The 26,331-nt window shown below is 67.2% G+C and carries 20 protein-coding genes and 1 other RNA gene; 12 read left to right on the top strand and 9 right to left on the bottom strand.

The features are described 5' to 3' along the window. Positions 1–40: 40 nt before the first annotated feature. The 5 genes from purU to QRM89_RS06845 all read right to left on the bottom strand — a co-directional run bounded on the left by purU (position 41) and on the right by QRM89_RS06845 (position 4,845). Positions 41–892, bottom strand: a complete 852-nt coding sequence (gene purU / locus QRM89_RS06865; RefSeq protein ID WP_161962224.1) for a formyltetrahydrofolate deformylase — start codon at positions 890–892, stop codon at positions 41–43. A 218-nt stretch (positions 893–1,110) separates the two neighbouring features. Further along, positions 1,111–1,503 carry an XVIPCD domain-containing protein gene (locus QRM89_RS06860; protein WP_011035564.1) on the bottom strand — a complete coding sequence of 131 codons (393 nt, stop codon included), beginning with the start codon at positions 1,501–1,503 and terminating at the stop codon, positions 1,111–1,113. Between the two features lie 353 nt (positions 1,504–1,856). Beyond that, complete coding sequence (locus QRM89_RS06855) at positions 1,857–2,732, bottom strand: NAD(P)-dependent oxidoreductase (protein ID WP_285447617.1); 876 nt, start codon at positions 2,730–2,732, stop codon at positions 1,857–1,859. 52 nt (positions 2,733–2,784) lie between these two features. After that, positions 2,785–3,915 (bottom strand): NADH:flavin oxidoreductase/NADH oxidase, encoded by a 1,131-nt coding sequence (locus QRM89_RS06850; RefSeq protein WP_012437089.1) that lies wholly within the window; start codon positions 3,913–3,915, stop codon positions 2,785–2,787. A gap of 48 nt (positions 3,916–3,963) precedes the next feature. Beyond that, positions 3,964–4,845, bottom strand: a complete 882-nt coding sequence (locus QRM89_RS06845; RefSeq protein ID WP_285447616.1) for an NAD-dependent protein deacetylase — start codon at positions 4,843–4,845, stop codon at positions 3,964–3,966. A 619-nt stretch (positions 4,846–5,464) separates the two neighbouring features. Between QRM89_RS06845 and QRM89_RS06840 the strand changes: the two genes are divergently transcribed. Further along, the gene (locus QRM89_RS06840) at positions 5,465–7,990 is read left to right on the top strand and encodes a TonB-dependent receptor (protein ID WP_285447615.1); all 2,526 of its coding nucleotides are present in this window, start codon (positions 5,465–5,467) and stop codon (positions 7,988–7,990) included. A 68-nt stretch (positions 7,991–8,058) separates the two neighbouring features. Then, the gene (locus tag QRM89_RS06835) at positions 8,059–9,087 is read left to right on the top strand and encodes a nuclease (protein ID WP_285447614.1); all 1,029 of its coding nucleotides are present in this window, start codon (positions 8,059–8,061) and stop codon (positions 9,085–9,087) included. A 209-nt stretch (positions 9,088–9,296) separates the two neighbouring features. Here the strand turns inward: QRM89_RS06835 and QRM89_RS06830 are convergent, their stop codons facing one another. Further along, positions 9,297–10,565 carry an MFS transporter gene (locus QRM89_RS06830; protein ID WP_285447613.1) on the bottom strand — a complete coding sequence of 423 codons (1,269 nt, stop codon included), beginning with the start codon at positions 10,563–10,565 and terminating at the stop codon, positions 9,297–9,299. A 97-nt stretch (positions 10,566–10,662) separates the two neighbouring features. Between QRM89_RS06830 and QRM89_RS06825 the strand changes: the two genes are divergently transcribed. Together QRM89_RS06825 and QRM89_RS06820 are read left to right on the top strand one after the other, a co-directional pair. After that, on the top strand, positions 10,663–11,550 hold the full coding sequence (locus QRM89_RS06825) for a LysR family transcriptional regulator (protein ID WP_100101131.1): 888 nt from the start codon (positions 10,663–10,665) through the stop codon (positions 11,548–11,550). Positions 11,551–12,046: 496 nt separating this feature from the next. After that, complete coding sequence (locus QRM89_RS06820) at positions 12,047–12,715, top strand: hypothetical protein (RefSeq protein WP_285447612.1); 669 nt, start codon at positions 12,047–12,049, stop codon at positions 12,713–12,715. Between the two features lie 15 nt (positions 12,716–12,730). Here QRM89_RS06820 and QRM89_RS06815 read toward each other — a convergent pair whose 3' ends face one another. Further along, positions 12,731–13,537: a TatD family hydrolase gene (locus QRM89_RS06815; protein WP_076053267.1), complete on the bottom strand. Its 807-nt coding sequence runs from the start codon at positions 13,535–13,537 to the stop codon at positions 12,731–12,733. 335 nt (positions 13,538–13,872) lie between these two features. Continuing rightward, a complete protein-coding gene (locus tag QRM89_RS06810; RefSeq protein ID WP_011035553.1) occupies positions 13,873–14,790 on the bottom strand; it encodes a LysR family transcriptional regulator in 918 nt (305 codons plus the stop codon). Positions 14,791–14,917: 127 nt separating this feature from the next. Between QRM89_RS06810 and QRM89_RS06805 the strand changes: the two genes are divergently transcribed. The 7 genes from QRM89_RS06805 (at position 14,918) to QRM89_RS06775 (ending at position 24,888) form a co-directional block, all read left to right on the top strand. Next, positions 14,918–15,970: an aromatic ring-hydroxylating dioxygenase subunit alpha gene (locus tag QRM89_RS06805; protein ID WP_285447611.1), complete on the top strand. Its 1,053-nt coding sequence runs from the start codon at positions 14,918–14,920 to the stop codon at positions 15,968–15,970. 17 nt (positions 15,971–15,987) lie between these two features. Then, on the top strand, positions 15,988–16,947 hold the full coding sequence (locus QRM89_RS06800) for a PDR/VanB family oxidoreductase (RefSeq protein WP_285447610.1): 960 nt from the start codon (positions 15,988–15,990) through the stop codon (positions 16,945–16,947). A 453-nt stretch (positions 16,948–17,400) separates the two neighbouring features. Next, the gene (locus QRM89_RS06795; RefSeq protein WP_285447609.1) at positions 17,401–18,714 is read left to right on the top strand and encodes an NCS2 family permease; all 1,314 of its coding nucleotides are present in this window, start codon (positions 17,401–17,403) and stop codon (positions 18,712–18,714) included. A 121-nt stretch (positions 18,715–18,835) separates the two neighbouring features. Further along, complete coding sequence (locus QRM89_RS06790; RefSeq protein WP_285447608.1) at positions 18,836–20,404, top strand: adenosine deaminase; 1,569 nt, start codon at positions 18,836–18,838, stop codon at positions 20,402–20,404. A 143-nt stretch (positions 20,405–20,547) separates the two neighbouring features. Then, positions 20,548–21,711: a nucleoside hydrolase gene (locus QRM89_RS06785; RefSeq protein ID WP_285447607.1), complete on the top strand. Its 1,164-nt coding sequence runs from the start codon at positions 20,548–20,550 to the stop codon at positions 21,709–21,711. A 136-nt stretch (positions 21,712–21,847) separates the two neighbouring features. After that, positions 21,848–23,308 (top strand): AtzE family amidohydrolase, encoded by a 1,461-nt coding sequence (locus QRM89_RS06780; RefSeq protein ID WP_285447606.1) that lies wholly within the window; start codon positions 21,848–21,850, stop codon positions 23,306–23,308. After that, positions 23,308–24,888 (top strand): gamma-glutamyltransferase family protein, encoded by a 1,581-nt coding sequence (locus QRM89_RS06775; RefSeq protein ID WP_285447605.1) that lies wholly within the window; start codon positions 23,308–23,310, stop codon positions 24,886–24,888. The genes QRM89_RS06780 and QRM89_RS06775 overlap by 1 nt, the downstream gene beginning before the upstream one ends. Positions 24,889–25,490: 602 nt before the next feature. On the opposite strand, the gene QRM89_RS06770 is transcribed toward QRM89_RS06775, so the two are convergent. Continuing rightward, positions 25,491–25,565: non-coding RNA, sX9 sRNA (locus QRM89_RS06770), on the bottom strand. 182 nt (positions 25,566–25,747) lie between these two features. On the opposite strand from QRM89_RS06770, the gene QRM89_RS06765 reads away from it, so the two are divergent. After that, positions 25,748–26,278: a DUF2199 domain-containing protein gene (locus QRM89_RS06765; RefSeq protein ID WP_285447604.1), complete on the top strand. Its 531-nt coding sequence runs from the start codon at positions 25,748–25,750 to the stop codon at positions 26,276–26,278. Positions 26,279–26,331 lie beyond the last annotated feature (53 nt).

Below are 26,331 nucleotides of genomic sequence, written 5' to 3'. Positions count from 1 at the left end.
CGGTGAGAGACAGCTGCAGCTACGCCCTTGCAGCGCTCCGCTAGCGGAACACCACCGTGCGGTGCCCGTTGAGCACGATGCGGTGTTCGACATGGCGGCGTACCGCGCGTGCCAGCACCAGCGATTCGGTGTCGCTGCCCAGGCGCACCAGGTCGCGCGGGGTCATGGCGTGGTCCACGCGGGCGACGTCCTGTTCGATGATTGGGCCTTCGTCCAGGTCTTCGGTGACGTAGTGCGCAGTGGCGCCGATGATCTTGACCCCGCGCGCGTGCGCCTGGTGATACGGCTGGGCGCCCTTGAAACTGGGCAGGAAGCTGTGGTGGATGTTGATCGCACGCCCGGCCAATGCGCGGCACAGTGCAGGCGAAAGGATCTGCATGTAGCGCGCCAGCACTACCAGGTCCACCTGCAGGCGCTCGACCAGCGCGAGCAGCTGCGTTTCCTGTTCGGCGCGCGTATCTGCACTCACCGGCAGATGGTGGAAGGCGATGCCGTAGGACGCCGCCAGTGGTGCGAAGTCGGTGTGGTTGGAGACCACCGCCACGATATCCACCGGCAACTGCCGGCTATGCATGCGGAACAGCAGATCGTTGAGGCAGTGGCCCTGCTTGCTCACCAGCACCAGCAGCCGCGCGCGGCGGCGCGCATCGTGCAGCTGCCAGGTCATTTCAAAACTGGCGGCCAGCTGTGAGAACTGTTGCTCCAGCTGCGCGATGTCGGTTCGCGGCGGCTTGTCGAAATGCACGCGCAGGAAAAACCGCCCGCTCTCGTCGTCTCCGAATTGCTGGGCGTCGAGGATATTGCAGGCAAGATCGAACAACAGCCCGGTCACGCGATAGACGATGCCGGTACGGTCGGGGCAGGACAGGGTGAGGATGTAGTCAGAGCGCATCGGCGAGATGATAGCCAATGGATGACACCGCTGGCGCAGTGCTTGCGTCGGTAACTTTTACGTTGCGCCGCGGTGCAACCTTTGGGCCAGCCGCACTGCAGCTCTGCACCGTGGCACTGTGCTCGCCGTGCATGCAGATCCGCTGACCAACGCATCGCAGGTGTTGCGCTGGTGGCATGCATCGCAGGACGCGGTGCGCATGCCACTGACGATGAGGATCAGCGCGGCGGCAGGCGCAGCATCAGCCGCCGGTTGATTTCGTCCAGCTGCGCAAGCGAGGCATCGACCGAGGTCTCCATCGCTTCCTGGGTGGTGATGTGGGCGCGCAGATGCGCCGGGTCGTCCAGGGCGCCACGCACGAGGAACACGTTTTCGCCCACCTCGCCGAGATGGCGGCTGAGCACCACCAGATCCACCTGGTCGAAGCCGTGCTGCTTGGCCAGCGGCAGCAGCCGCGCGGCCATGCGCATGCTGGCCTCGTCGGTAGGCTTGCCTAGTTCTGTGTCCAGCACGCTCACCGCTTCCTGGATCTGTGAGAACAGGTGATGGTCCGGATGTTCGGGATGGTCCGGGCCGACCGGGCCCTGATGGATGACCGGTGCGCTGGTCATCGTGCGCCACCACCGGCGTGGGCCGATGTGCGCGTGGTGTGCACGGTCGAACCGGGCCTGATGTTGGGGTGTCGCATCGCATCCTCCCTGGAGCGGCGGCTGTTACGAGCAGGCACCTTAGCCGCTTGCCTGCCAGGCCTCAAGCCAGCCACGTCGCACCAGGCGTCATGCCTGCGGGACACACCGCAAGATGCGCAACGCGGGCGCTTGATGCGCATGTCGTTGAAGGCGGTTGGCACAGCGCGGTGCCTGAGCGGCGTGCCGTCGTCGCCACACCGTGGTGCACGGCGCCGCTCGCACGATGCCACTGCGAACAGCGCGCGCGACTGCAGCAGTCACACGCGCCGGCGGTGCTACGCCTGCCCTGCGCGGCGTGCAGAGACCTCGGCCAGCACGGCCCAATCGGCGTTGCCATCACCGTGCGCAATTGCCTCGTCCAGGCCGCTGCGCAGCAGCTCGCCCAGCGGCATCGGCACCTGCCGTGCCGCGCCTGCCTGGATCGCCAGATCCACATCCTTGCGGCCCAGGGTGGCAGTGAAGCCGGCAGGCATGTACTGGCGCTGCATGATCAGCCGGCCATAGCCTTGATACGCGGGCGCAGCGAACAAGGTGCTGGTGAGCATGCCCAAAAACTGCGTGGCATCCACGCCATGCCCGCGCGCCAGCGCGCTAGCTTCGGCCATCGCGCCGATCGCACTGGCCAGGCAGAAGTTGGCGGCCAGCTTTACTGCGTTGGCCTGCTCGGGCGCGCTGCCAATCTGCCAGGTCTGCTGGCCCAGCACATCGAACATCGGCTGCACGCGGGCAAGTGCGGCGTCGTCGCCAGCGGCCAGGATGTTGAGCTTGCCGGCTTCGGCCACCTCCACGCGGCCAAGCACCGGGGCGGCGACGTAGGCCACACCCCGCTCGGCATGCAGTGCGGTCAACTCGTGCGCCAGCGCCACCGAGATGGTGGCCATGTTGACGTGCACGCTGCCGGCCGGCAGCGCATCCAGCACGCCGCCGTCGAGCACCGTCTGCCGCACCGCGGCGTCATCGGCCAGCATCGAAAACAGCAGCGGGCCGTGCGCGGCGTGCTGCGGCTGCTCCACCACGTGTGCACCGGCTTCGCGCAGCGGCTGCGCACGTGCCGGCGAGCGGTTCCATACCGTCAGTTCAAAGCCGCCGCGCAGCAGGTTGTGCGCCATCGGCAGGCCCATCGTGCCCAGCCCCAGAAATCCTATTGGCATGCATGCCCTCTGCTTGGTCGAGATGATCGGTCCATGGTCGGTTGTGCGCGTGTCAGCTGGCGAACACGCCACGCGCTTCGCGCGGTTCGCAGCGCTGGTACTGCGGCGCCGGGGTGACCGATGCGCCCAGCGCGGCGGCGGCATGCCACGGCCAGCGCGGGTCGTAGAGGATGCCGCGCGCCAGCGCGATCGCATCGGCCTGGCCATCGCGCAGGATCGCTTCGGCCTGTTGCGGTTCGGTGATCAGGCCCACGCCGATCACCGGCGTGTCCACCTGCGCGCGGATCGCCTCGGCAAACGGGATCTGGTAGCTGGCCTGCACCGGAATCTGCTGGCGCGGGTCCAGCCCGCCGCTGGAGACATGGATGTAGTGCGCGCCGCGCGCATCCAGCGCCTTGGACAACGCAATACTCTGCGGCAGGTCCCAGCCGCCATCCACCCAGTCGGTGGCCGAGATGCGCACGCCGATGGCCATCTGGTCAGACACCGCCGCGCGTACCGCATCGAAGATGCGCAGCGTCAGCCGCATGCGGTTGTCCAGCGAGCCGCCGTACGCATCGCTGCGCTGGTTGCTCAGCGGCGACAGGAACTGATGCATCAGGTACCCGTGCGCAGCATGCAGTTCGATCAGTTGCAGCCCCAGGCGTTCGGCACGTTTGGCCGCGGTCACGAAGGCCTCTACCACCGCATCGATGCCGGCGGCGTCCAGGGCCTGCGGCAACGGTTGGCCATCGCGGAACGGCAGTGCCGAGGCGGAAACGGTCTGCCAACCATTGGCATGGTCGGGGGCGATCGCCTCACCGCCCTTCCACGGCAGATCGGTGGAGGCCTTGCGCCCGGCATGTGCCAACTGGATGCCGATCGGCATCGGCGACCAGCGCCGTACCGATGCCAGCACTTCGCCCAGCGCCTGCTCGGTGGCGTCGTCGTACAGGCCCAGGTCGGCATAGGAGATACGGCCCTGCGGCTGCACCGCGGCCGCTTCCAGGATCAACAGCGCGGCACCGGATTGCGACAGCGTGCCCAGGTGGATGCGATGCCAGTCGGTGGCGCGGCCGTCCTGTGCGGAGTACTGGCACATCGGCGCGATCACAATGCGGTTGGCGAGCGCAAGCGGACCAAAATTGATGGGGGTGAACAACTGGCTCAAGGCGACATCCACACGCGACGTAGGGATGCCCATTGCACTGCGCCACGCGCGTGGGCACAACCGCTGCGATGGATCACTGCGTCATGCCGAACGCGCACTGTGGTACCTGGCGGTCGCCGTGCGCAGGGGGTCTGGCGGCTGTTGCAGGAACGCCAGCGCCTGCGCGCAGGACTGTTCCACCTTCAGGCTGAGCAGGTCGTCGGCACGGGTGCGCCCGAAGTTGAGCGCGGCAATCGGCAGGCCGGCGCGTGCGGCGGCCTGCACGAAACGGAAGCCGGAATACACCATCAACGAAGACCCCACCACCAGCACCGCATCGGCGGCCTGCAGATGCGCAAAGGCGCGCTCCACGCGCTCGCGCGGCACGTTCTCGCCGAAGAACACCACATCCGGCTTGAGCACGCCGCCGCACGCCGGGCAGGCCGGCACCACGAAGTTGTCGAAGGCCACGTTGTCCAGATCGGCATCGCCATCGGGCGCCTGGGCGGCCTCCAGGTCGGCCCAACCAGGGTTGTCGCGCTCCAGCAGCAACTGGAACTCGGTGCGCGGCATGCGTTGTTCGCAGCCCATGCAACGCACCACATCGAGCCGGCCGTGCAGATCGATCACCGCCTGGCTGCCGGCGGCCTGATGCAGGCGGTCCACGTTCTGGGTGAGCAGCAACTCCAGTTGCCCGCGCGCCTCCAACGCGGCCAGGGCGTGATGGGTGGCGTTGGGCCGCGCCAGGCCGAAGCGCGGCCAGCCCACCAGGCTGCGCGCCCAATAGCGCTGGCGCGTGGACAGCTCGCCCATGAACGCCTGGAAGGTCACCGGTTGCGGGCGCTTCCAGCCGCCCTGCAGATCGCGGTAATCGGGAATGCCCGAATCGGTGCTGCAGCCCGCGCCGCTGAGCACGAACAGGCGCTGGTGGCGCTCGATGAACTCCTGCAGCGCCGGGCCGGTCTGCGTGATCGCAACAGTCATCGTGCAACTCCGGTCATGGTGTGGTCACTGTGCAACAACGCCCGCGCGAGTGCCTGTAGCGGTGCAACACGTTCAGGCGCTGCGGTGAGCGCTGGCCGGTGCCGCGGCCGTGGCCTGCACGCTGCGCGCAGGTGCTGGTTGCACACACTGACAGGCCTGTCCTTCATGCCCCACGTTGCCACGGACGCGCGCAGTGGCGAGGTGCACGGGGCGGGGGATGACGCAGAGCGATTCACGATGCAAAGACGCCACGGGAGATGGCCCTTCAATTGGGGTGCGCGGTGCGATTCCAAGCACAGGCGCATCTGCGTGCATCGCGGTTGCGCTCGTCTCCTGGTTGCACGCTGCGCGCGTGAGGCGCGGCGTTCACCTCCACCTGCACGCTGAATCTTGCGTCTCAACCGTCTTGGCGAACGCCACCATCACTGATGCAAAGTGCAACGCCAAAACCGATGCGAGCGCCAGCGCAGGGCGCGCTGATGACAGAGCGAAGTAAAGCCTGCACACGTCACATTTCCAGGCACTGCACCGGCTTTTTTGCGTGATCTGCCGCACACGCAACGCATCTGCAATATGACATCGCGAAAGTGACGCGCTCCCCCGCTCGCCCATGCCCGCCATGCCAACCACCGACATCCGGATCGCCTCCGGACTGCGTCGCGCCCCGCTGTGTCTTTGCCTGTCCCTTGCACTTGCCTCCACGCTTGCCGGCCCGGCGCTGGCGCAGCAGACCACCGCTTCACCGCCGGCACGTACAAGCGACGACGGCATCTTCTCGCTCGACCGCATGATCGTCACCGGCGCCGGCCAGGCACAGAGCCAGTTCGAAGCGTCCTATGCGATCACCTCGATGACCGCCGAACAGATCGACAAACTGGCGCCGCTCAACCTGACCAGCCTGATCGGTTCGATGCCGGGCATCTACGCCGAATCCACCGGCGGCGAAGTGCAGAACGTGTACCGCATCCGCGGCATCCCCGATGAAGGCTCGTTCGCGGTGATCCAAGAAGACGGCATCAGCCCGTATCCGGACAACAACGGCTATTTCTACAAGACAGAAGGCCTGGTGCGCCCGGATTTGATGGTCGAATCGGTGGAGACCGTGCGCGGCGGGCCCTCGCCAATCTTCGCCTCCAATGCTGCAGCCATCGTCAATTTCGTCACCCGCCAGGGCGGCGACACGCCCGAAGGCGCAGTGCGCACCACGGTGGGCGATACCGGCCTGTATCGGCTCGATGGCTACTGGTCGGGCAAGCTGGCGCAGGACTGGTACCTGGCCGCCGGCGGCTTCGTGCGCCGCAACGATGGTTACCGGGATGTGGGCTTTCCTGCCGATCAGGGCGGCCAGTTCCGCATGAACCTCACGCACACGCTGGACCACGGCAAGATCACCTTCACCGCCAAGCATCTGGACGACAAGAACGCGTTCTACATGCCGATCCCGCTGTATGACCCGCGCGACACCACGCGGTCGCTGGACCCGTTGATCGACCGCTTCACCGGCACCTTGAGCGCGCCGCAACTGCAGCGCGCCACGATTATTTCCAGCGATGCCAACGGCCAGCCGCAACGCGAGGCGCGCGATCTCTCCGACGGCCGCCACATGAAATTCAACCATCTGGGCGCGAACCTGGACCTGGCGTTCGACAACGGCTGGAGCCTGTCCAACAAGGCGGTGGTCAATCGCCTGGACATGACCTTCGACGCGCTGTATTCCAGCAACGCGCCGCAGGATGCCACCGCCTATGCGAACAGCCGCCGTGCGGCCGCGAGCGCAGCGTTTCCGGGCCTGACGCGGCTGGGCTACGTGTACACCGACGATGGCAGCCGCTTCGATCCGGCCAGCACCGACGGGCTGGTGATCCAGGGCCAGTACCGTGCGATGGATGTGCGCGCCGATTCAATCGCCGACGATCTGCGCCTGCACCGCAGCTTCGACTGGGGCGGCGACACCCACGACATCACGCTGGGCCTGTATGGCGCCTATTACGCGCGTTCCTACAACTCGCGCTATCAAAGCTACCTCTTTGAGATGCGCCAGAACCCGCGCAGCATCGACCTGCTCGGCTATGACGCCAATGGTGCGATTGTCGGCGGCGTCACCCAGGACGGCGTGGTGATCTACGGCGCCGACCGCACCCAGGGCAAGGCCTACACCAGCATGCTGGCGCCCTACATCGCCGATACCTGGCAGGTGACCGACAAGCTGCGCCTGGAAGGCGGCGTGCGCCACGAGCGCTATCGCTACCGCGCCTGGGCCATGGCCCGCACCACCGGCACGTTGGGCATGCCCGCAACGCTGGCCGACGATGCCGCACGGCTGTTCACCGGTGCCCGCACGCAGACCGCACTGGATGTGGGCGTGACCAACTGGACCGCCGGCTTCAACTACGACGTCACCCCGATTGTCGGTGTTTACGGCCGCGCCTCGCGTGCGCACCGCGCGCCCAGCGAGGGCGCCAACGAAGGCAACGTCAACATTCCCACCGCCGAACAGTACGAGCTAGGCACCAAGCTCAACTTCGCCACGCTGGATGTGTTCGCCACCGCCTTCTACACCAAGTACGACCCGTACAACATCGGCACCAGCGCGGTGAATCCGTTGACCGGTGCGGCCGAGTCCAAGGATTACCGTGGCAGCGTCACCAACCCGGGCGTGGAAGTGGCTGCGGTGTGGACGCCGGCGCAGTGGCTGCGCCTGGATGCCAATGTCACCTACAACGACACCAAGGTCTCCGACCTGACCGAAGTGGTCGCCAATGGTGCAGTCGCGGTGGTCGATGTGGACGGCAACATGCCCAACCGCCAGCCCAAGCTCTATGGCAACGTCGGGCCCACGCTGCTCTTCAGCACCGGCACGTTCGATTGGGAAACCTCGCTGCGCTACGCCTACGTGGGCAAGCGCTACGCCGACCTGGAAAACACCACCGAACTGGCCGCCTATCACACGCTGGCGGCCAACATCCTGGTGCGCAACGGGCCCTGGGATGTGCAGCTGGCGGTAGACAACCTCACCAACACCTTTGCGCTGACAGAAGGCAACCCGCGCACCGACACCATCTCCGGGCAAGGCACGCGCGAACCCATCTACGGGCGGCCGATCTACGAGCGCAACACCCGGCTGGTGGTGACCTACCACTTCTGAGCAGCACGGCCACCGCCGCTTTCGCGTGCGCCGCGGCACTGCCCGGCGCACGCCCGACCAGGATCCTTATGAAGCCTTCCCTGCTTGCTGCGGCCGTCCTGCTGACGGCCTGCTTCGCCCCCACGGCTGCGCTGGCCTGGGGAAAACGCGCTCACGCGGCGATCGATACCGCCGCAATCCAGGCACTGCCCGACGACGGGCCGGTGTTTCTCAAGCGCCATCTGCAGGTGATTGCCGATGGTGCGGTGCTGCCCGATGGCTGGCGCAGCGAAAGCGAGCCGTTCCTCAAGATCGAAGAAGATCCCAACCACGGCTGGTTCCGCGAGCAGTTCGCATTCATGGCCAACCCGCCGCGCTCGCGCTATGCCTTCGTGCTGGCCTTGTACGACGAGCAGCGGCGCCTTGCACAACGCGACCCGACCGCCGCCGAGCGCATGAATGTGCGCTGGGCCGGCACCTTGCCGTATGCAGCCACCGAAGGCTACGAACGCATCGTTGCCACCATGCGCCAGATCCGCGCGTTGCGTGCGGCCGGTGAGGACACGCGCGAACTGGAGCGCACCTGCGCGTTCCTGGTGAGCTGGTTTGCGCACTACATCGGTGACGGCGCGCAGCCGCAGCACGACAGCATCCACCACGATGGCTGGCAGGGGCCCAATCCACACGGCTACAGCACCGACCCGAAGGTGCACGGCAAGTTCGAGAGCGACTACGTCGACAAGATCGCGCTCACTCCGCAGGACTTGCTGACCCGCATGCCGGCGTTGGCGCATCAGGGCGGCGATGTGTTCGAGCAGTTGCTGGGTTTTCTCGCCATCGGCACCAGCCGCGTCGAGCAGGTGTATCGCCTGGAAAAAGCCGGTGCGTTCGACGATGCCTCCCGCACCGACGGCCGCGCGATGGTCTACCTCACCGCCGGCGACGGCGCGGCAATGCTGCGCGATCTGGTGGTGCGCGCGTGGCGCGAAAGCGCGCTGCAGCCGGTTCCCGTGCGCGGGCCGCGCAGCATGGATCCGGCACATCCGCAGTACGACCCCAGCACCGGCAGCGCGCCTGCGCCGCGCTCACCAGCATTGCCTGCGACGCAAACGCAGTAATGCAGGCGCGATCTAACGGTGCGCGCGTGATGCGGCACGCACGGTTGCCGTTGTTGCACGTCGCGCGGCGCGCGGATGCAATGGCGCGCGTAACCGGTGCGCGCACGTGCGCAATCACAGGCCGCAAGCACGTGAGTGCCGACCTTGCGGCGGAGCGCACGCAAGCACGCCGAGCAACTGTATAGCGAGCAGACAGCGCCGCGCTGCGCTTATTCCCCGCGCGGTGGATGTGGCGCAAAGCGCCCATACGGGCGCGAGTCGTCCGCACCGCGGCGTAGCACCTGCGCGGCCAGCAAGGCCAGGGCGAGCAAGCTGCCGCAGAACGCCACCAGTGCACCCCAACCGCCGTGCTGCCAGAACCAGCCGCTGACCGCGCCGACCAGGCTGGCACCGCTGTAGTAGGCCAGCAGATACAACGACGCTGCATGGCTACGCGCCGCACCGCCCAGCCGGCCCACCCAGGCGCTGGCCGACGAGTGCGCAATGAAAAACCCGATCGTCAGCAACACCACCCCGGCGATCACCACCGGCAAGGCATGCGCCAGCGTCAACGCCACACCGGCCGCGGCGGTGAGCGTGCCGGCCAGCACCACCGGGCCACGGCCGTAGCGGTCCGAAGCCGCACCGGCCACCGACGAGGACACAATGCCGAACACGTACGCGCTGAAGATCATGCCGATCTGGCTCTGGCTCAGGCCGTATTCCGCGCCGCCCAGGCGGAACCCGGCGTAGTTGTAGACGCTGACGAACACGCCCATCAACAGGAACGGGATCGAGAACAGCCACAACAACTGGCGGTTGCGCACATGCCCGCCCCAGGCGCGTAGGTGGTAATGCAGGTTGACGCCGTGCCGGCGCACGAAGTGGCGCGAGGGCGGTAGCAGCCACACGAACGCCACGGCGCACAGCAGGTCGAACACGCTCAACACTGCCAGCGCGGTGCGCCAGTCGTAGTGGTCGGTGAGCAGGCTCATCACGATGCGCCCGCTCATGCCGCCAAACGCGTTACCGGCCACGTACAGCCCGGTGGCCGCGCCCAGTTTGCTGGCCGGCAGCTCTTCGGCCAGATAGACCATGGCCACCGCCGGCACCCCGCCCAGGGCAATGCCGGACAAGGTGCGCACCGCCACCAACGCGCCCCAGTGCGGCAGGAAGGCGGCGATCAGGTTGAGCAGCGCGGCCAGCGCGATGGAGACAAACATCAACCCGCGCCGGCCCAGGTTCTCCGACACCGCACCGGCACAGAAGATCGCAATCGCCAGCGCGCCGGTGGCCAGCGACAACGGCAACGAGGCCGCGGCCGCATCCACGCCGAAGGTGCGGGCAAATTCCGGCAGCACCGGCTGCACGCTGTAGAGCAGCGAGAAGGTGGCAAAGCCGGCCAGGAACAATGCCAGGCGGATGCGGCCGGTTGCCGGCGTGTCTGCGGGCAGGGCGGCGGCGGACAGGGCGCCGGGGCGGCAATCGGAGGAAGACACAGGAGCGCAACCGAGACGTGGGACGGCGAGTATTCGCCCCGGCTTACCCCCTGTCCAATATATGATTGTGGCAGCCTCCATATGTGAAACAGATACCTTGGAACTTCGCCACCTGCGCTATTTCCTGGCCGTTGCCGAAGAAGGCAACTTCACCCGCGCCGCGGCACGCGTGGGCATCGGGCAACCGCCGCTGAGCCAGCAGATCCAGGCGCTGGAACGCGACCTGGGCACGCCGCTATTCCGTCGCACCCATGCCGGCGCCGAACTCACCGCGGCCGGCGAGGCGTTCCTGGGCGAGGTGCGCCGGGTATTGGTTGATGTGGAACGGGCTGCCGAGACCGCACGCCGCGTGGCGCGTGGCGAATCCGGCCGGCTGCGGCTGGGCTTCACCGCCTCGGCCGCGTTCAACCCGGTGGTGCCACGACTGATCCGCGATTTCCGCCGGCAGTGGCCACAGGTGGAGCTCCTGCTGGAAGAAACCAACACCGCCGGTTTGCTGGTGGCCCTGGCCGAAGGAAAGCTGGATGCGGCGTTCGTGCGTTACGGCCTGAGCACGCCGCCGGACCTGCAGCTGCTGCGCTTTGCCGACGAACCGATGAAGATTGCCGTGCCCGCCGCGCACCGGCTTGCCGCGTTGGACAGTGCACCGTTGGCGGCGCTGGCCGGCGAGCCGTTCATCCTGTTTCCGCGCAGCTTCGGCTCCAGCCTGTACGACGAGATCCTGGCCGCCTGCCGCGCCTCCGGCGTGACCTTGCGCATCACCCAGGAAGCGCCGCAGATGTCCTCGATCGTCAACCTGGTGGCTGCCGAATTGGGCGTGTCGGTGGTGCCCGCCTCCACGGCGCAGCTGCAGCTGCCAGGTGTGCGCTATCTGGACATCGAAGGCCAGATGCCGCTGGCCCGCCTCGCATTGGCGGTCTCGCCGGGAGCGCTGGAGAACGCGCCGCTGGTGCGGCATTTGTGGACGTTGGCGGAGTTGATTTGAGAGTAGGTGAGTGGCTGCAGACGGTTGCAGTGTCATTGACCAGGTAGGAGCGCGCTTGCGCGCGAGGTGGCTTTACCGGTAACGCGTTCGCGCACGGGTGCGCTCCTACCAGGGCACGTGCCTATGGGCACTCCACGCTTGCGCGCTGCACACGCAGCAGCTGCGCTGTGCACAGCCACGTAGGAGCGCGCTTGCGCGCGATGTGGCATTCCCGGTAACGCGTTCGCGCACGAGTGCGCTCCTACCAGGGTACGTGCCTATGTGCACTCCATGCGTGCGGGCTGCACACGCAGCAGCTGCGCCGTGCACACCCAGCTAGGAGCGCGCTTGCGCGCGATGTGGCTTTACCGGTAATGCGTTCGCGCACGAGTGCGCTGCTACAAGGGCACGTGCCTATGTGCACTCCATGCGTGCGGAGAGATTGCAGACAAACCGCTTGACCTCAACCATGCTTGAGGTCGTTGAATGGGTGCACCTTCTGACTGGTGTGCTTGCCATGCGTCTGCGTCATCTGCTGTTGCCGTGTCTGGACCCCGATCTCACCCTGCGCTTCTATCGTGATGTGCTGCAGCTGCCGCTCGCCGGCAACAGCGTGCGCATTGGCTGGAGCACGCTGGAATGCGTGCAGGCGCAGCAGCCGGTGGGCAGCGTGCATCTGGCCTTCAATGTGGCGCCTGCGCGCTTCGACGCGGCAGCTGCCTGGATCGGCGCACGTGCCGCGCTGCTCACCGATCCACATGGCCAGGAGCGCTTCCAGCTCGATGGCGTGTGGCAATCGCAGTCGGTGTATTTCGCCGGCCCCGATGGCGCCGTGCTCGAACTGATCGCCCGCAACGCGCTGCAGGACGCACCCACCGGCCAGGGTGCGTTTCACGGTAGCGAACTGCTGTGCCTGAGCGAGATCGGGCTGCCCAGCAACAATGTGGCTGCGGTGACCAGCAGCGTGGGCCATCACTTCGGCGTGCAGCCATTTGCACCGACGCTGGAAGGGTTTGCCGCGCTTGGCGACGACCACGGGCTGTTGATCGTGGTGGACCAGGCGCGGCGCTGGTTTCCGCAACAACGCCAACTTCCGTGGGCCAGCGGCCTGCGCGTCAGCGTGGACGCGCCGCAGCCAGGCCTGCGATTGCGCGATGCGCAAGGCTGGGAATTGCTGGCGGCGTAAACACCGTTGCCGCACTCACTCGGCGGTGGCGGGCACCGGCAGCCGGAAGAACGCGCGCGCGGCGGCCGTGCTGTTGGCAGCGGTCACCGCGACATCTTCGCCGCGGTCGCGCGCCAGCTCTTCGACAATGTGCGAGAGAAACATCGGTTCGTTGCGGCGGTCCTTGGGCAGCGGCTTGAGCGTGCGTGGCAGCAAGTAGGGCGCATCGGTTTCGATCATCAGCCGGTTGGCCGGGATGTTGCGCACCAACTCGCGCAGGTGCGCGCCGCGGCGCTCGTCGCACAACCAGCCGGTGATGCCGATGTAGTAATCGCGGTCCAGGTAATCGAACAGTTCTTCGCGCGTGCCGGTGAAGCAGTGCACCACCGCCGCGCCCAGGCGGCCGTCGAACGCGCGCATGATCGAGAGGAAATCGGCATGCGCATCGCGCTGGTGCAGGAACAGCGGCTTGCCGTTATCGGCGGCCAGCTGCAGCTGCCGTTCGAAGGCCTTGTGCTGGGCCGGGCGCGGCGCGAAATCGCGGTAGTAATCCAGCCCGCATTCGCCCACCGCCACCACCTGCGGCTGCGCCTGCAGCGCGCGCATTTCCCGCTCGCATTCGGCGGTGAATTCCACCGCATGGTGCGGATGCACGCCGGCGGTGGCGTAGAGAAATCCGGGGTGCTGCTGCGCCAGCTGCAGGGCCAGCGGCGAATGCTCGCGGCTGGCACCAGTGATCACCAGCTGCGCCACACCGGCATCGCGCGCACGTTGCAACACGGCGTCGCGATCGCGATCGAAGGAGTCATGGGTGAGGTTGGCGCCGATATCGATCAACTGCATGTGCGGGTGTCGTGTGGGGGAAGCCTGGCAAGTTTAACTAACGGAAGTCGTATGCGCTTGGCGTCCCTTCTCCCATGGGAGAAGGTGGCGCGCAGCGCCGGATGGCGCCTCCTGCATCTGTCAGTGCCTGCAGTGACAAACGCGTCGCCACGCGCCTTCAGAAGTGCTGCACCGACTGCTGCGCCGCCGTACCCTCACCCCAACCCCCGCTGCGCGCCCCGGCCCGCGTTTGCGACGCGGGCGCTCCAAGGCACGCGCGCCAGTGGCGCGCAAACTGTGCCCTCTCGCCCCGAGGGAGAGGGGCTTTGCTCCGTTCTTCCAAGAGGGAGAGGGGTTCAACCCACCGCCGGTACCGCCATCGCGTCGATCTTCGCCGCCAGCGCCTGGATCGCCAGCTGTGCCGAGCGCGAGAGCTGGCGCTGCGGGGCCACGCACAGGGCCAGGGTCATCGGTTTGGTCAGGTGCTGGCGGAACGGTACGAAGGCCAGGCGGCCGTCGGCCACATCGGGGGCGGCGTCCAGCCACGACATCAGGCCCACGCCGGCGCCAGCCCGCACCAGCCCACGCAGCGTGCGTACGTCGTTGCAGTGGGTGAGCCGCTTCACGTCGATATGCTGGCGCTGGTACAGCACCTTGGCGTGCTCGCCCACGATCAACGGCGCGGCCGGCAGCAGCAGGCGGTGCTCCAGCGTTTCGCTCAGCTGCAGCTCGCTGCGGCTGCTCAACGGGTGACCCACCGGCATCGCAATGCCGAGCGGGATGTCGGCGAACGCGCGTACCTCCAGGTCCACGCTGCTCACCGGGTCCAGCAGCAGGCCGATGTCCACATCCGCCGAGGTCACCATCTCCATCACCCGCTGGTTGCGCGCGGTGGACAGGTTGAAGGTGATGCCGGGGTATTCCTGCACCAGCGCCGCCACCGCGGCCGGCACTACGCCCTCGCTGAGTGCGTCGATCATGGCGATCTCCACGTGCCCGCGGCGCAGCCCCTTGAGCTCGTCGAAGCGCTCCAGGGTGCGCGCATAGGCCTTCTCCCATTGGCGCACATCCACCAGCAGCAGCTCGCCGGCGGCAGTGAGACGCAGGCGGCCGGGCAGGCGTTCGAACAGCTGCGCGCCCAGCTCTTCCTCGGCCTTGAGGATCTGCCGGTCGATCGCCGAGGCGGACACGTGCAGCACGTCCGATGCCTTGCGGATGCTGCCGCAGCGGGCCACTTCGATGAAGTAGCGGGTGAAGCGGGAGAAGGTCAGCATGGGGCGGGGCTCGGTTGGCCGTTGCATTTTTTGCAATGGCTTGACGGAAAAACGATGTTTGATCACACACCCCCGGCTTCCTAGAGTCAATCCGGCACCGCTCCCGCCTTACGCCAGAGACCGCCCCATGGATGTCGCCGTCCCCGCCCTGCCGCTGCACTGCACCTTTGAGGCCGCCGACTGGCAGCGCCTGGCCCAGCACTGGCACGCGGTGGCGCTGAGCAGCGAGGTGAGCGAGGCGCCGTTCAAGGCCATGCTGCTGGACGAGCCGCTGGTGCTGTACCGGCTGGGTGCCGAGCTGGTGGCCGCGCGCGATGTCTGCCCGCACCGCGGCGTGCCGCTGAGCATGGGCAGCGCCGACGGCGCCGGGGTGGTGTGCGCCTATCACGGGCTGCGCTTCGGCGCGGGCGGGCGCTGCAACCACATCCCGGCCAGCCCCAACCAGAACATCCCCGCCAAGATGCGCCTGCATACCTATGCGGTGGCCGAGCGCTACGGGCTGATCTGGGTGTGCCTGGCCAAGCCGGCCGGGGTGAGCGCGGCCGAGGTGCAGATCCCGCCGATGCCGGGTTGGGACGAAGACGGCTTCCAGCAGATCGTGTGCCCGGGCTTCGACATCGCCGGCAGTGCCGCGCGGCAGCTGGAAGGTTTTATCGACGTGGCGCATTTCGCCTTCGTGCACACCGCCACTTTCGCCCAGCCGGACAAGCGCGAAGTGCCGGCCTACACCACCACCGAAACGCCGACCGGTTTCAACGCCGATTACCTCAGCAGCGTGGCCAATTATTCGGTGGATATGCCACTGCCCGACGTGGACCCCGGCTTCCAGTGGCTGCGCCATTTCGAAGTGCACCTGCCATTCACCGCCACGCTCACCATCCACTTCCCGGTGCCGGGCAAGCGGCTGGTGATCATGAACGCGGCTAGCCCGATGTCCAAGCACAAGACCCGGCTGCTGGTGCCGATCGCGCGCAACTTCGACACCCATCTGCCGGTAGAGGACGTGCATGCCTTCAACCTGCGCGTATTCGAGGAAGACCGCGCCATGGTGGAAGCGCAGCGCCCGGAATACCTGCCGCTGGACCCGCTGCTGGAAGTGCACATCCCCGCCGATCGCAGTTCGATCGCCTATCGCCGTGGCCTGCGCAGCCAGGGCTATAGCGACTTTTTCCTGCGTTGACCGGCGAGGATGACGGCATGAGCCTGCATGAGGTGCGTGTGGCGGAAGTCGTCGACCAGGGGCATCGCCAGCGGGCGATCCGGCTGGAGCCGATCGGCGCGGAATTGCCGGCCTTTGAAGCCGGCGCGCATGTGGACCTGCACCTGCCCGACGGCTTGATCCGCCAGTACTCCATCGCCAGCGCGCCGCATGCGCGCGACCATTACCTGTTGTGCGTGAAGCTGGCCGATGCCTCGCGCGGCGGCTCGCGGCACCTGTGCGAGCAGCTCGCGGCCGGCGACCGGCTGCAGATCTCCACGCCGCGCAACCTGTTCCCGTTACACCCGGGCGAACGTCATGTGCTGCTGGCGGCCGGGATCGGCATCACTCCGCTGCTGTCGATGGCCGAGGCGCTGGAAGCGCGCGGCGAGGCCTTCGTGCTGCACTACTACGCGCGCCGGCAGGCGGATGTGGCCTTCGGGCAGCGCCTGCAGCAGGGCTTCCAGCATGGCCAGGTGCAGGTGCACCTGAGCGATGGGGGCGAGAGCCCGCGTGTGCACATCCCCACCGAACTGCACCAGGCACATACGCGCGACCAGCTGTATCTGTGCGGGCCGGCCGCGTTCATGGATCACTTCAGCGCGCTGGCCCTGGCGCAGGGCTGGGCGCCGGCGCAGCTGCATCGCGAACACTTCGCCGCGGTCGCGCCGGCCCTGCCACACGTCGCCGACGACGCCTTCGAAGTTGAGCTGGCCGTCAGCGGGCGCGTGGTGCAGGTGGCGGCCGATTGCAGTATCGCCAATGCGCTGATGGCCGCAGGCGTGGAGGTGCCGCTGTCGTGCGAGCAAGGCATGTGCGGGGCGTGCCTGACCGGCGTGCTCGATGGCGTGCCCGATCACCGCGACAGCGTGCTCAGCGACAGCGAACACGCGCAGAACACGCAGATTACCCTGTGCTGTTCGCGCAGCCGCACGCCACGGCTGGTGCTGGACCTTTGAGCACGGCGGCAGGGCCGACACGTGATGCGACCGACGCGGCAACGATCAAGCGCGGGCGCGTTGGCGATGCTCAAACACGCCGTGATCCATGTCCCCGCTAGCGACTCTTGCCATCACTGGCACCGCTGCGTCACGCTCGCTGCCATCCAGCGAGAGGACGAGTCAGCTGTTGCGGGTGCCGCGTGCCGGGTGCGATGCAGACATGAGCACGCTCGGCTTGCCGCCCAGGCACACGCGTGGCGCAACGGCGCGCTGCAGCCTTCTCATCAGGCGTTGCCAACCAACGCGATCCACAGGCCACTGCCCATTTCGGGCAACACGTCCACAGCATGCCACCGCGCACAGTGCAAGATACGCAGCCCGCGCTTATGCGCCGGTGCCTGTGTTCGATGAGACGTTGCCGATGACACTGTTCTGCTGTGCCGCCGCTTGCCGGCCGCTGGGGCGCGCCTGATGCGCTGGCCCGACTTTGCACTTGCCGCCAACGGCAGCAACGTGCGCACCGAGCTGCTGGCCGGCGCCACCACCTTCCTCACGATGGCCTACATCGTGTTCGTCAACCCGGACATCCTGGCCACCACCGGCATGGATCACGGCGCGGTGTTCGTGGCCACCTGCCTGGCCGCGGCATTCGGCTCGGTGGTGATGGGCCTGCTGGCCAATTACCCGATCGGCATGGCGCCCGGCATGGGCTTGAACGCCTTCTTCGCCTTCAGCGTGGTGGGCACGCTGGGCTACAGCTGGCAACAGACGCTGGGCCTGGTGTTCGTGTCCGGCTGCGTGTTCCTGCTGCTCACCCTCACCGGCGCGCGCCGGTGGCTGGTGGACGGCATCCCCACCACGTTGCGCAGCGCAATCGCCGCCGGTATCGGCCTGTTCCTGGCGGTGATCGGCCTGCAGAAAGCCGGGCTGGTGGTGGCCCACCCGCAGACCTTGATCACCCTGGGTGACCTGCACCGGCCCGAGCCCTTGCTGGCGTTGGCCGGGTTGCTGCTGATCGGCGTGCTGGAGCTGCGGCGCGTGCGCGGGGCGATGCTGCTCGGCATCCTGGCGGTCACCGCTGCGGCGCTCGCACTCGGGCTGGTGCAGTACCAGGGCGTGATCGCGCTGCCGCCGAGCCTGGCACCCACCTTGCTGCAACTGGATATTGCCGGTGCCCTGCAGGGCCACGCGGGCGAAGGCGCATTGACCGCGGTACTGCACATGGTGCTGGTGTTCGTGCTGGTGGAGATGTTCGATGCCACCGGCACCTTGATGGGGGTGGCGCAGCGCGCCGGCTTGCTGCGCACCGCAGCCCAGCGGCGGCAGTTCGACCGCGCCCTGTTCGCCGACAGCAGCGCCATCCTGGCTGGTTCGCTGCTTGGCACCTCCAGCACCACGGCTTATGTGGAAAGCGCCGCCGGCGTGCAGGTGGGTGGGCGCACCGGGCTGACCGCGCTGGTGGTGGCCGCGCTGTTCCTGCTGGCCCTGCTGTTCTCCCCGCTGGCGGCCATGGTGCCGGCCTATGCCACCGCACCGGCGTTGTTGTATCTGGCGGCAGTGATGCTGCGCGAGTGCGCGCATCTGCAGTGGGACGATGTCGGCGAAGCGTTGCCGGCCGCCATGTGCATGCTGGCGATGCCCTTCACCTATTCGATCGCCAATGGGTTGGCGTTGGGCTTCATCACCTACGCGGTGCTCCGGCTGGGCAGCGGGCGTTGGCGTGAGGTGCATCCGGCCACCTGGGCCATCGCCGGCCTGTTCGTGCTGCGTTATGCACTGGAGTGACGCGCCTGCACCGCGCTGCCTGCAGGCGCGCAGCGCGCTGGCCGTGCAACGCACTGCAAGGCAAGCTACCCCTCCGCTGGGCGCGCATGCGCGCCGGCACACCTTTTTGCGAGTTTTCCGTATGCCCATTCTGCGTCGTTGTCTGATCCTCACCGTGTGCGCGCTGCTGCCCGCGCTTGCGCAGGCGCGCCACACGCCTGCGCCGGCACAACCGCGCGAGCAGCAGGTTGCGCAGCTGTTTCGCGATGCAGCCGGCCAATCGGCGCAACTGCGCAGTTGGCTGCAGGCCATGCCCAAGGGCGGCGACCTGCATAACCACCTCTCCGGCTCGGTGTATGCCGAGGACTACCTGCAGTGGGCCAGCGAAGACGGCGCCTGCGTGCAGCTGGACGACCTGAGCCTGCGCGCACCGCCGTGCGTTGCCGGCCAGGTGCCCGCACGCGGGCTGGCCACGCGCGATGCCGCGTTGTATGGCCGGGTAGTGGATGCCTTGTCGATGCGCAATCACCTGGCCAGCCCAGCCCAACCCAGCGGGCACGGGCAGTTCTTCAGCACCTTCGGCAAGTTCGATGCGGTGGTGCGCGCACGCGTGGCCGACACCGTGGCCGCCGTGCTGGAGCAGGCCGCGCGCGACCGCGTGCCGTACGTGGAAATCATCGCCAACCCGCCGCAGATGGACGACGCCGCGCAGCGCATGCAGGCGCTGCCCTGGCATGGCACCGACGATGCCGCCAACCTGCGCGAACTGCAGGACGCGCTGCCGCCGCTGGTGCAGGCCGCGCAGCGCAATCTTGCCGATCTCGACGCGCAGGTGCGCCGCGTCCTGCAGTGTGACCAGGCGCAGCCACGCGCGGCCTGCCAGGTGCAGTACCGCTATGTGCCGTATGTGTTGCGTGTGCTGCCTGCGCCGCGGGTGTTCGGGCAGATGGCGCTCGCCCATGCGCTCGTGGCCGCCGGCGGCAGCCGCGCGGTGGCGGTGAACATCGTCGCGCCCGAGGACAACCCGGTGGCGGTGGCCGATTACGCGCGCCACATGGCGATGTTCCGGTTCTTTGCACAGCGCTACCCCGGCGTGCCGTTGTCCTTGCATGCCGGCGAGCTGACCCTGGGCCTGGTGCCGCCCGCGCAGCTGCGCTCGCATATCCGCCAGGCGGTGGATGCCGGCGCGCGGCGCATCGGTCATGGCGTGGATCTGCCTTACGAAGACGACGCGCAGGAGCTGCTGCAGCGCATGCGCCGCGACCAGGTGGCGGTGGAGATCAACCTCACCAGTAACGATGTGATCCTGGGCGTCAGCGGGGCCGCGCATCCGTTGGCGATGTATCTGCGCGCCGGTGTGCCGGTGGTGCTCTCCACCGACGATGCCGGCGTGTCGCGCGCGGACATGACCCATGAATATCAACGCGCCGTGCAGGAGCAGGGCATCGACTACCCCACACTCAAACAACTCGCCCGCAACGGGCTGACGTATAGCTTCCTGCCGGGCACCAGCTTGTGGAGCGCCGACGGTAAAGCTGCGCAGGCCTGCGCCACTGCATTACAGCGCGAAACCGATGATGCTGGGTGCCAAGCATTTCGCCAGAGCAGCGAGAAGGCACGGCTGCAATGGCAGCTTGAAATCGATCTGGCGCAGTACGAGCGCATGCTGATGGAGCAGCGCAAAGTGCAGACAACACCAGCTGACGCATAACCCGTAGGAGCGCGCTTGCGCGCGGAGAGGCATCACTGATAACGCCTCATCGCGCGCAAGCACGCTCCTACAAACGCAACCTCCATCAACGCACCTCCATTCCATCTTCGCCGCGATGCATTCCACCCCATGACCACAGCGCAATGACCCACTCGCACGCCGCCTCATCCAAACGCCGCGTCATCCTCGAAGACGACATCGACGGCTTCACGCCTGCGCAGTTGTTGCTGCTGCAGTCGCCAGAGGTCGAGGTGCTCGGCATCAGCGCGGTCAGCGGCAACATCTGGCGCGATGAGGTGATCGCACACAGCTGCCGCCTGCTGGAACTGGCCGGGCAGCCGCAGATTCCGGTGCATCCCGGCCCGGTGCATCCGCTGCTCAACAGCGAGCTGGCCACCGAACGGTGGGAAGCGCTGTACGGCAAGCTGGTGTGGAAAGGTGCGTGGACCAAACACTGGGTGGATGGCGACACCGTGCAGAGCGCGCCGCGTTATCACGCGCACGACGTGGTGCCCGACCTGGCGTTGGGCAATCCCAGCGTGGTGCGCGCATCCGACGAACCGGCGGCATTGTTCATGCTGCGCATGGTGCGCCAGTACCCCGGCGAGGTGAGCATCATTGCCACCGGCCCGTTGACCAACCTGGCCCTCGCGCAGGCGCTAGACCCGGCCTTCGCCACGCTGGCACGCGAACTGGTCTACATGGGCGGCAGCCTCAATCCACGGCAGCAGCGCGACAGCGTGAGTGCGCGCCAATTTGCGCGCGAGTTCGTCAACTCGCCACGCCGCGAATTCAACATCCGCTGGGATCCTGAAGCCGCCAGCATCGTCATGCGTGCACCGTGGCGCAAGATCACCATGGTGCCGGTGGATCCCTCCACCGCCACCGAACTCACCCCGGAGCTATTGGCGCGCATGAGCGCGGCCGATACCCCCATCGGCCACGCATTGCGTCGCCGCGAAACCGGCTTTCCGATGTGGGACGAGCTGGCCACCGCGGTGTGGCTGCGCCCCGAGTTGGCGACGCACACCGAAACGCTCTACATCGACACCAACACCGCATTCGACGCAGGCTACGGCGACATCTTATCGTGGGCGCCGGGCTACCAGCCGGGCCTGGGCGAACAGGCGCAGACGGTGGTGCATGCGGTGAATGTGCAGGCGTTTGAGCAGCTATTGGTCGATCACCTCACTGCACCGCAATCACCAGCAGTGGGTTTACCGCTCCCCCTTCTCCCATCGGGAGAAGGTGCCCGAAGGGCGGATGAGGGTACGGCAACTGAGAAAAATGCTGCGCCAGTTGAGTAGGTGGCAAGCAAGGTAAACGCGTACCTGATACATCTCCAACTAGCGGGGCACCCTCACCCCAACCCCTCTCCCGGCGGGAGAGGGGCTCGAGCGACACCACGCACCCGCACCACTCCCAGCAACCCAAGGTGACCCCATGCAACTCCCAGCGCAGTGGCAGGCCGGCATCGATCGCAACACCGAGGTCCTGCGTGGTCACGCGCAGCTGCTCGCCAGCTTCAACGCACCGCGCCCCGCATCACCGGACACAAGCACTTCGCGCGGGCAGATCGCCTCCATCGTCGGCAGCACGCGCAGCCAGCCCGCACAGGCGGCGCGCCTGGCCACCCAGACACTGGGCCGCATCAATCAGGCCAACGACGGCCTGCATGCCATCACCCGCTTGTTGCCGGCGCGCGCCGCGGCCGATGCCGCGCGTGTGCAGGCCGCGCTGGCCGGCGGCAGCGATGGCGGCGCGCTGGCCGGCGTGCCGTTCGTGGTCAAGGATCTGTTCGATGTGGCCGGCCAGGTCACCACCGCTGGTGCTGCGCTGCGCGCACAGAGCGCGCCGGCCACGCGCGACGCGGCTGTGGTGCAGCGCCTGAGCGATGCCGGTGCAGTGCTGGTGGGCACCGCCAACATGGACGAATTTGCCTACGGCTTTGCCACGGTCAATGCGCATTACGGCACCACCGCCAATCCGCACGACCATCGCCATCTGGCCGGCGGCTCGTCCGGTGGCTCGGCCGCCGCGGTGGCGGCTGGATGGGTGCCGTTTGCACTGGGCTCGGACACCAATGGTTCGATCCGCGTGCCGGCTGCCTTGTGCGGCGTGTACGGGTTGCGACCGACCCACGGCACGCTGCCGTTGGAGGGCGTGTTCCCGTTCGTAGATGCGCTGGATGTGGTGGGCCCGTTCGCGACCTCGGTTGCCGACTTGCGCCGCGTCTACGAAGTGATGCACGGCCACCCGGTGCCCGCTTGCAGCATGGAGACGCTGCGCATCGCGCAACTGGGCGGCTGGTTCCAACGCAATCTCGGTCCCGAACTGGAGGCCGGCCTCGGCACGCTGCTCGTTGCGATCGGCAGCACCACCATCGTGGAGTTACCGGACGCCGAGCGCGCACGCGCCGCCGCCTTCGTGCTCACCGCCGCCGAGGGCGGGCACCGCCATCGCAACGCCCTCAGCACACAGGCCGCCCAATTCGACCCAGCCACCCGCGACCGCCTGCTGGCCGGCCTGCAATTGCCGGCCAGCGCGGTGGCCGATGCACACCACTTCGCGCAGTGGTTCGCGCGGGTCATGCGCATGCTGTGGGACCGTGTGGATGTGTTGATCGCGCCGGCCACACCTGGCGTGGCGCCACGCATCGACCAAGAGAGCATCATCATCGATGGCCTGCCGGTCTCGGCGCGCGCCAACCTGGGCATCTTCACCCAACCGCTCGGGCTGGCCGCCTGCCCGGTATTGGCCGCGCCGCTACCGCGCCCGGGTCGCTTGCCGCTAGGCGTGCAGCTGATTGCCGCGCCAGGCCGCGAAGACCGCCTGTTCGCGCTGGCCGCGCAACTCGAACGCGATGGGCTGCTCGCGTTCAGCGCACCGGCGGAGACACGCTGATGCTGCACACCTTGCGCGCACGCCGCGGCATGGTGGTCGCGCCTCACCATCTGGCCGCGCAGGCCGGGCGCGACATCCTGCGCGCCGGCGGCAACGCCATCGAAGCAGCGGTGGCCACCGCCGCCTGTCTGGCCGTGGTGTATCCGCACATGACCGGCATCGGCGGCGATGGCTTCTGGCTGATCCACGAACCCGATGGCCGCGTACACGCCATCGACGCCTGCGGCCGTGCCGCACAGGCGGCCACGCTGGACTTCTATCGCGGCCACGCCCACATCCCCTGGCGCGGCCCGGGCGCCGCCAATACCGTGGCCGGCACCGTGTCCGGCTGGGCGCTCGCGCTCCAGCACGGCGGTGGCACGCTCCCGCTGCAGCAGCTGCTGGAAGAGGCCATTCACCATGCCGAGGTGGGCGTGCCAATCACACTCGGCGGTGCGCACATCGCCGCCAGCAAGGGCGATGAACTGCGTTGCCTGCCGGGCGCCTATGCACGCATCTTCGAGCCACGCGGCGCGCCCCTGCACGAGGGCGCCGTGCTGCAGCAACCGCACCTCGCCCGCACCCTGCAACGGCTGGCGCACGATGGCCTGGACAGTTTCTACCGCGGCGCGCTCGCCGATGACATCGCCGCCGACCTACGCACACTCGGCAGCCCGTTGCATGCGGATGACCTGGCCGCACACACCGCCGAGGCCAGCGTGCCGCTCTCAGTCGCCATCGCCGGCGCACGTTTGTATAACCACGCACCGCCCACGCAAGGGCTGGCCTCGCTGTTGATCCTGGCGCTATTCGACCGCCTGCCGGCCACGCAGGCAGACAGCTTCGCGCACCTGCATGGCCTGATCGAAGCCACCAAACAGGCCTTCCTGATTCGCGATGCCTATATCGGCGACCGCGCCTGGATGACGCTCGACGCACAAGCCCTGCTCGACGACAGCGCTGCGCTGGACGCACTGGCCGCCCGCATCGACCTGCACGCGGCCCTGCCCTGGCCACAGCCCTCGCAGGCCGGCGACACCGTCTGGTTCGGCGCCATCGACGCGCAGGGCCGCGCGGTGAGCTGCATCCAGTCCACCTATTTCGAATTCGGCTCCGGCCTGGTGCTGCCGCATACCGCCATCACCTGGCAGAACCGCGGCTGCAGCTTTCGCCTCGCCACCGACGGCTGGAATGCACTTGCCCCAGGCCGCAAACCCTTCCACACCCTCAACCCCGCCCTGGCCACCTTCGACGACGGCCGCGTCATGGCCTACGGCACCATGGGCGGCGAAGGCCAACCGCAAACCCAGGCCGCGCTGTTCTCGCGCTACGCCCACTTCGGCATGCCCCTGCAACAGGCCATCACCGCGCCGCGCTGGCTGCTCGGCCGCACCTGGGGCGAAGACAGCACCACCTTGAAGCTGGAAGACCGCTTCGACCCGGCCGTGGTGCAAGCCTTGCGCGACGCGGGCCACGCCGTCGAACTGTTACCGGCCTATAGCTCGGTGATGGGGCACGCTGGCGCACTGGTGCGTGAGGTCACCGGCGTGGTGAGTGGTGCGAGCGACCCAAGATCGGATGGTGCGGTGGCTGGGTGGTGAGGGTTGGGTGCGACCTTTCGTGCCTTTTCGTCAGCCAGCCCGGATGATGGGTTTACAACGCACTGCCATGGAAGCGCAAAGATCATGCTGACGCACCCAGACAACACAGCACAGCAACATCGCCTTGCCGGCTCCTACCATTCTTGCGTCGTGTCTGCTTTTAGGCTGGTTCGCAGGGCGCCGGGGACGCAACCCAGCCCTTTTTGCACCATCTGGCGTCATCCGTACCCGTTGCCCGTGGCTCATTGCCGTCCCGTTATTGCTGGTCGCGGCCTCGGTCTGCGCCAGCAGCACCATGTGCACGTCCCGGCCTTCCAGTGACGCGTCCCGTTACGAACTTGAGTTCCTGGGCTATGGCGAGATCCAGCAAGTTTTATTCCGCTGGCCTGGCTCGGCGTCGCCAAGCAGCCTCCCAGGTGGCTCCTACAAGGTGCTGTCATTCGACGAGCGCAGTGCAACCATTGATCTTGTTTATCGGAGCCCCGGTAATCCGGATCTCCCGTCTTCCTTTGCCCTCAAAGGCACTGGAAAACAGGTGCATCTGCGTACCGCGGACGCAGACATTTCAGGCGAACTGGATTGTGCGCACTGAGGCTTAGGGCGGCTAACAAAACGTAGCGAGCAGCCGTCAGGTGGGCGCGGACGGCGCGGAGGAACCGGAGTGTACGGGGGTACATGCCGATTCCGAGCACCGGCCGCGCCCGCCTGGCGGCTGCGCAGTCGTTTTGATAGCTGCTCTTAGGGCCGCTGAGCTAGCAGACACGGCACACGGTGCCGATCCCGATAACCGCTGAGCGATTGCGTGGCAAGAGGATGCGCACCCATCCGCATTGCGTTGAGACACAAGACATCCATCACCATGCATCATTTTGTTTGCCACACCTGCGGTTCCACACACGAAGGGTTACCCACCGATCATGGCTGGACACTGCCGGACGTGGTGTGGGCCATCCCGGAGCAGGAACGGGCTAATCAAGCCAAGTTCGACAGCGATCTCTGCCAGCTGGGCGAGCGCTACTTCATCCGCTGCGTCTTGAAGCTTCCATTCAATGAGCAGCGTGACTTTTTTAGCTGGGGCATTTGGGTGGAAGTGGCGAAGCAGGACTTCTGGCGTTATGTCGAGCTGTACAACGCGGACGGAAGGAGTGAACCGGCCATCTCGGGCGCGATCGCCAACATGATCTCCGGCTATCGGCCAACGCTCGGGCTTCCGGTCATGGTGCAGTTTCAAACAAGTACGAGCAGGCCCTCGGTGATCGTACCGAACGGCAGCGACCATCCATTGGCAGCCGAACAAATCGGCGGCATCAGCAATCAGCGCCACCACGACATGCTGGTCGCCACCGGTTCACTGCCGTCGCATCATCCTGCATCTGCTCAGCCTGCCTGATATCCACCGCTTCCCAACAGCATGGGCAAGACCACGCAATCTGTTTGCGATCG

This window comes from Xanthomonas sp. LMC-A-07 (assembly GCF_030208825.1).
Lineage (GTDB): Bacteria > Pseudomonadota > Gammaproteobacteria > Xanthomonadales > Xanthomonadaceae > Xanthomonas > Xanthomonas campestris.
This window is presented reverse-complemented; position numbering and strand designations above follow the sequence as displayed.

Excerpts from the sequence above, each read along its gene's own strand:
- purU (WP_161962224.1), bottom strand. The coding sequence starts at position 892 with ATGCGCTCTGACTACATCCTCACCCTGTCCTGCCCCGACCGTACCGGC.
- QRM89_RS06860 (WP_011035564.1), bottom strand. The coding sequence starts at position 1,503 with ATGACCAGCGCACCGGTCATCCATCAGGGCCCGGTCGGCCCGGACCAT.
- QRM89_RS06855 (WP_285447617.1), bottom strand. The coding sequence starts at position 2,732 with ATGCCAATAGGATTTCTGGGGCTGGGCACGATGGGCCTGCCGATGGCG.
- QRM89_RS06850 (WP_012437089.1), bottom strand. The coding sequence starts at position 3,915 with ATGGGCATCCCTACGTCGCGTGTGGATGTCGCCTTGAGCCAGTTGTTC.
- QRM89_RS06845 (WP_285447616.1), bottom strand. The coding sequence starts at position 4,845 with ATGACTGTTGCGATCACGCAGACCGGCCCGGCGCTGCAGGAGTTCATC.
- QRM89_RS06840 (WP_285447615.1), top strand. The coding sequence starts at position 5,465 with ATGCCAACCACCGACATCCGGATCGCCTCCGGACTGCGTCGCGCCCCG.
- QRM89_RS06835 (WP_285447614.1), top strand. The coding sequence starts at position 8,059 with ATGAAGCCTTCCCTGCTTGCTGCGGCCGTCCTGCTGACGGCCTGCTTC.
- QRM89_RS06820 (WP_285447612.1), top strand. The coding sequence starts at position 12,047 with ATGCGTCTGCGTCATCTGCTGTTGCCGTGTCTGGACCCCGATCTCACC.
- QRM89_RS06815 (WP_076053267.1), bottom strand. The coding sequence starts at position 13,537 with ATGCAGTTGATCGATATCGGCGCCAACCTCACCCATGACTCCTTCGAT.
- QRM89_RS06810 (WP_011035553.1), bottom strand. The coding sequence starts at position 14,790 with ATGCTGACCTTCTCCCGCTTCACCCGCTACTTCATCGAAGTGGCCCGC.
- QRM89_RS06805 (WP_285447611.1), top strand. The coding sequence starts at position 14,918 with ATGGATGTCGCCGTCCCCGCCCTGCCGCTGCACTGCACCTTTGAGGCC.
- QRM89_RS06800 (WP_285447610.1), top strand. The coding sequence starts at position 15,988 with ATGAGCCTGCATGAGGTGCGTGTGGCGGAAGTCGTCGACCAGGGGCAT.
- QRM89_RS06795 (WP_285447609.1), top strand. The coding sequence starts at position 17,401 with ATGCGCTGGCCCGACTTTGCACTTGCCGCCAACGGCAGCAACGTGCGC.
- QRM89_RS06790 (WP_285447608.1), top strand. The coding sequence starts at position 18,836 with ATGCCCATTCTGCGTCGTTGTCTGATCCTCACCGTGTGCGCGCTGCTG.
- QRM89_RS06785 (WP_285447607.1), top strand. The coding sequence starts at position 20,548 with ATGACCCACTCGCACGCCGCCTCATCCAAACGCCGCGTCATCCTCGAA.
- QRM89_RS06780 (WP_285447606.1), top strand. The coding sequence starts at position 21,848 with ATGCAACTCCCAGCGCAGTGGCAGGCCGGCATCGATCGCAACACCGAG.
- QRM89_RS06775 (WP_285447605.1), top strand. The coding sequence starts at position 23,308 with ATGCTGCACACCTTGCGCGCACGCCGCGGCATGGTGGTCGCGCCTCAC.
- QRM89_RS06765 (WP_285447604.1), top strand. The coding sequence starts at position 25,748 with ATGCATCATTTTGTTTGCCACACCTGCGGTTCCACACACGAAGGGTTA.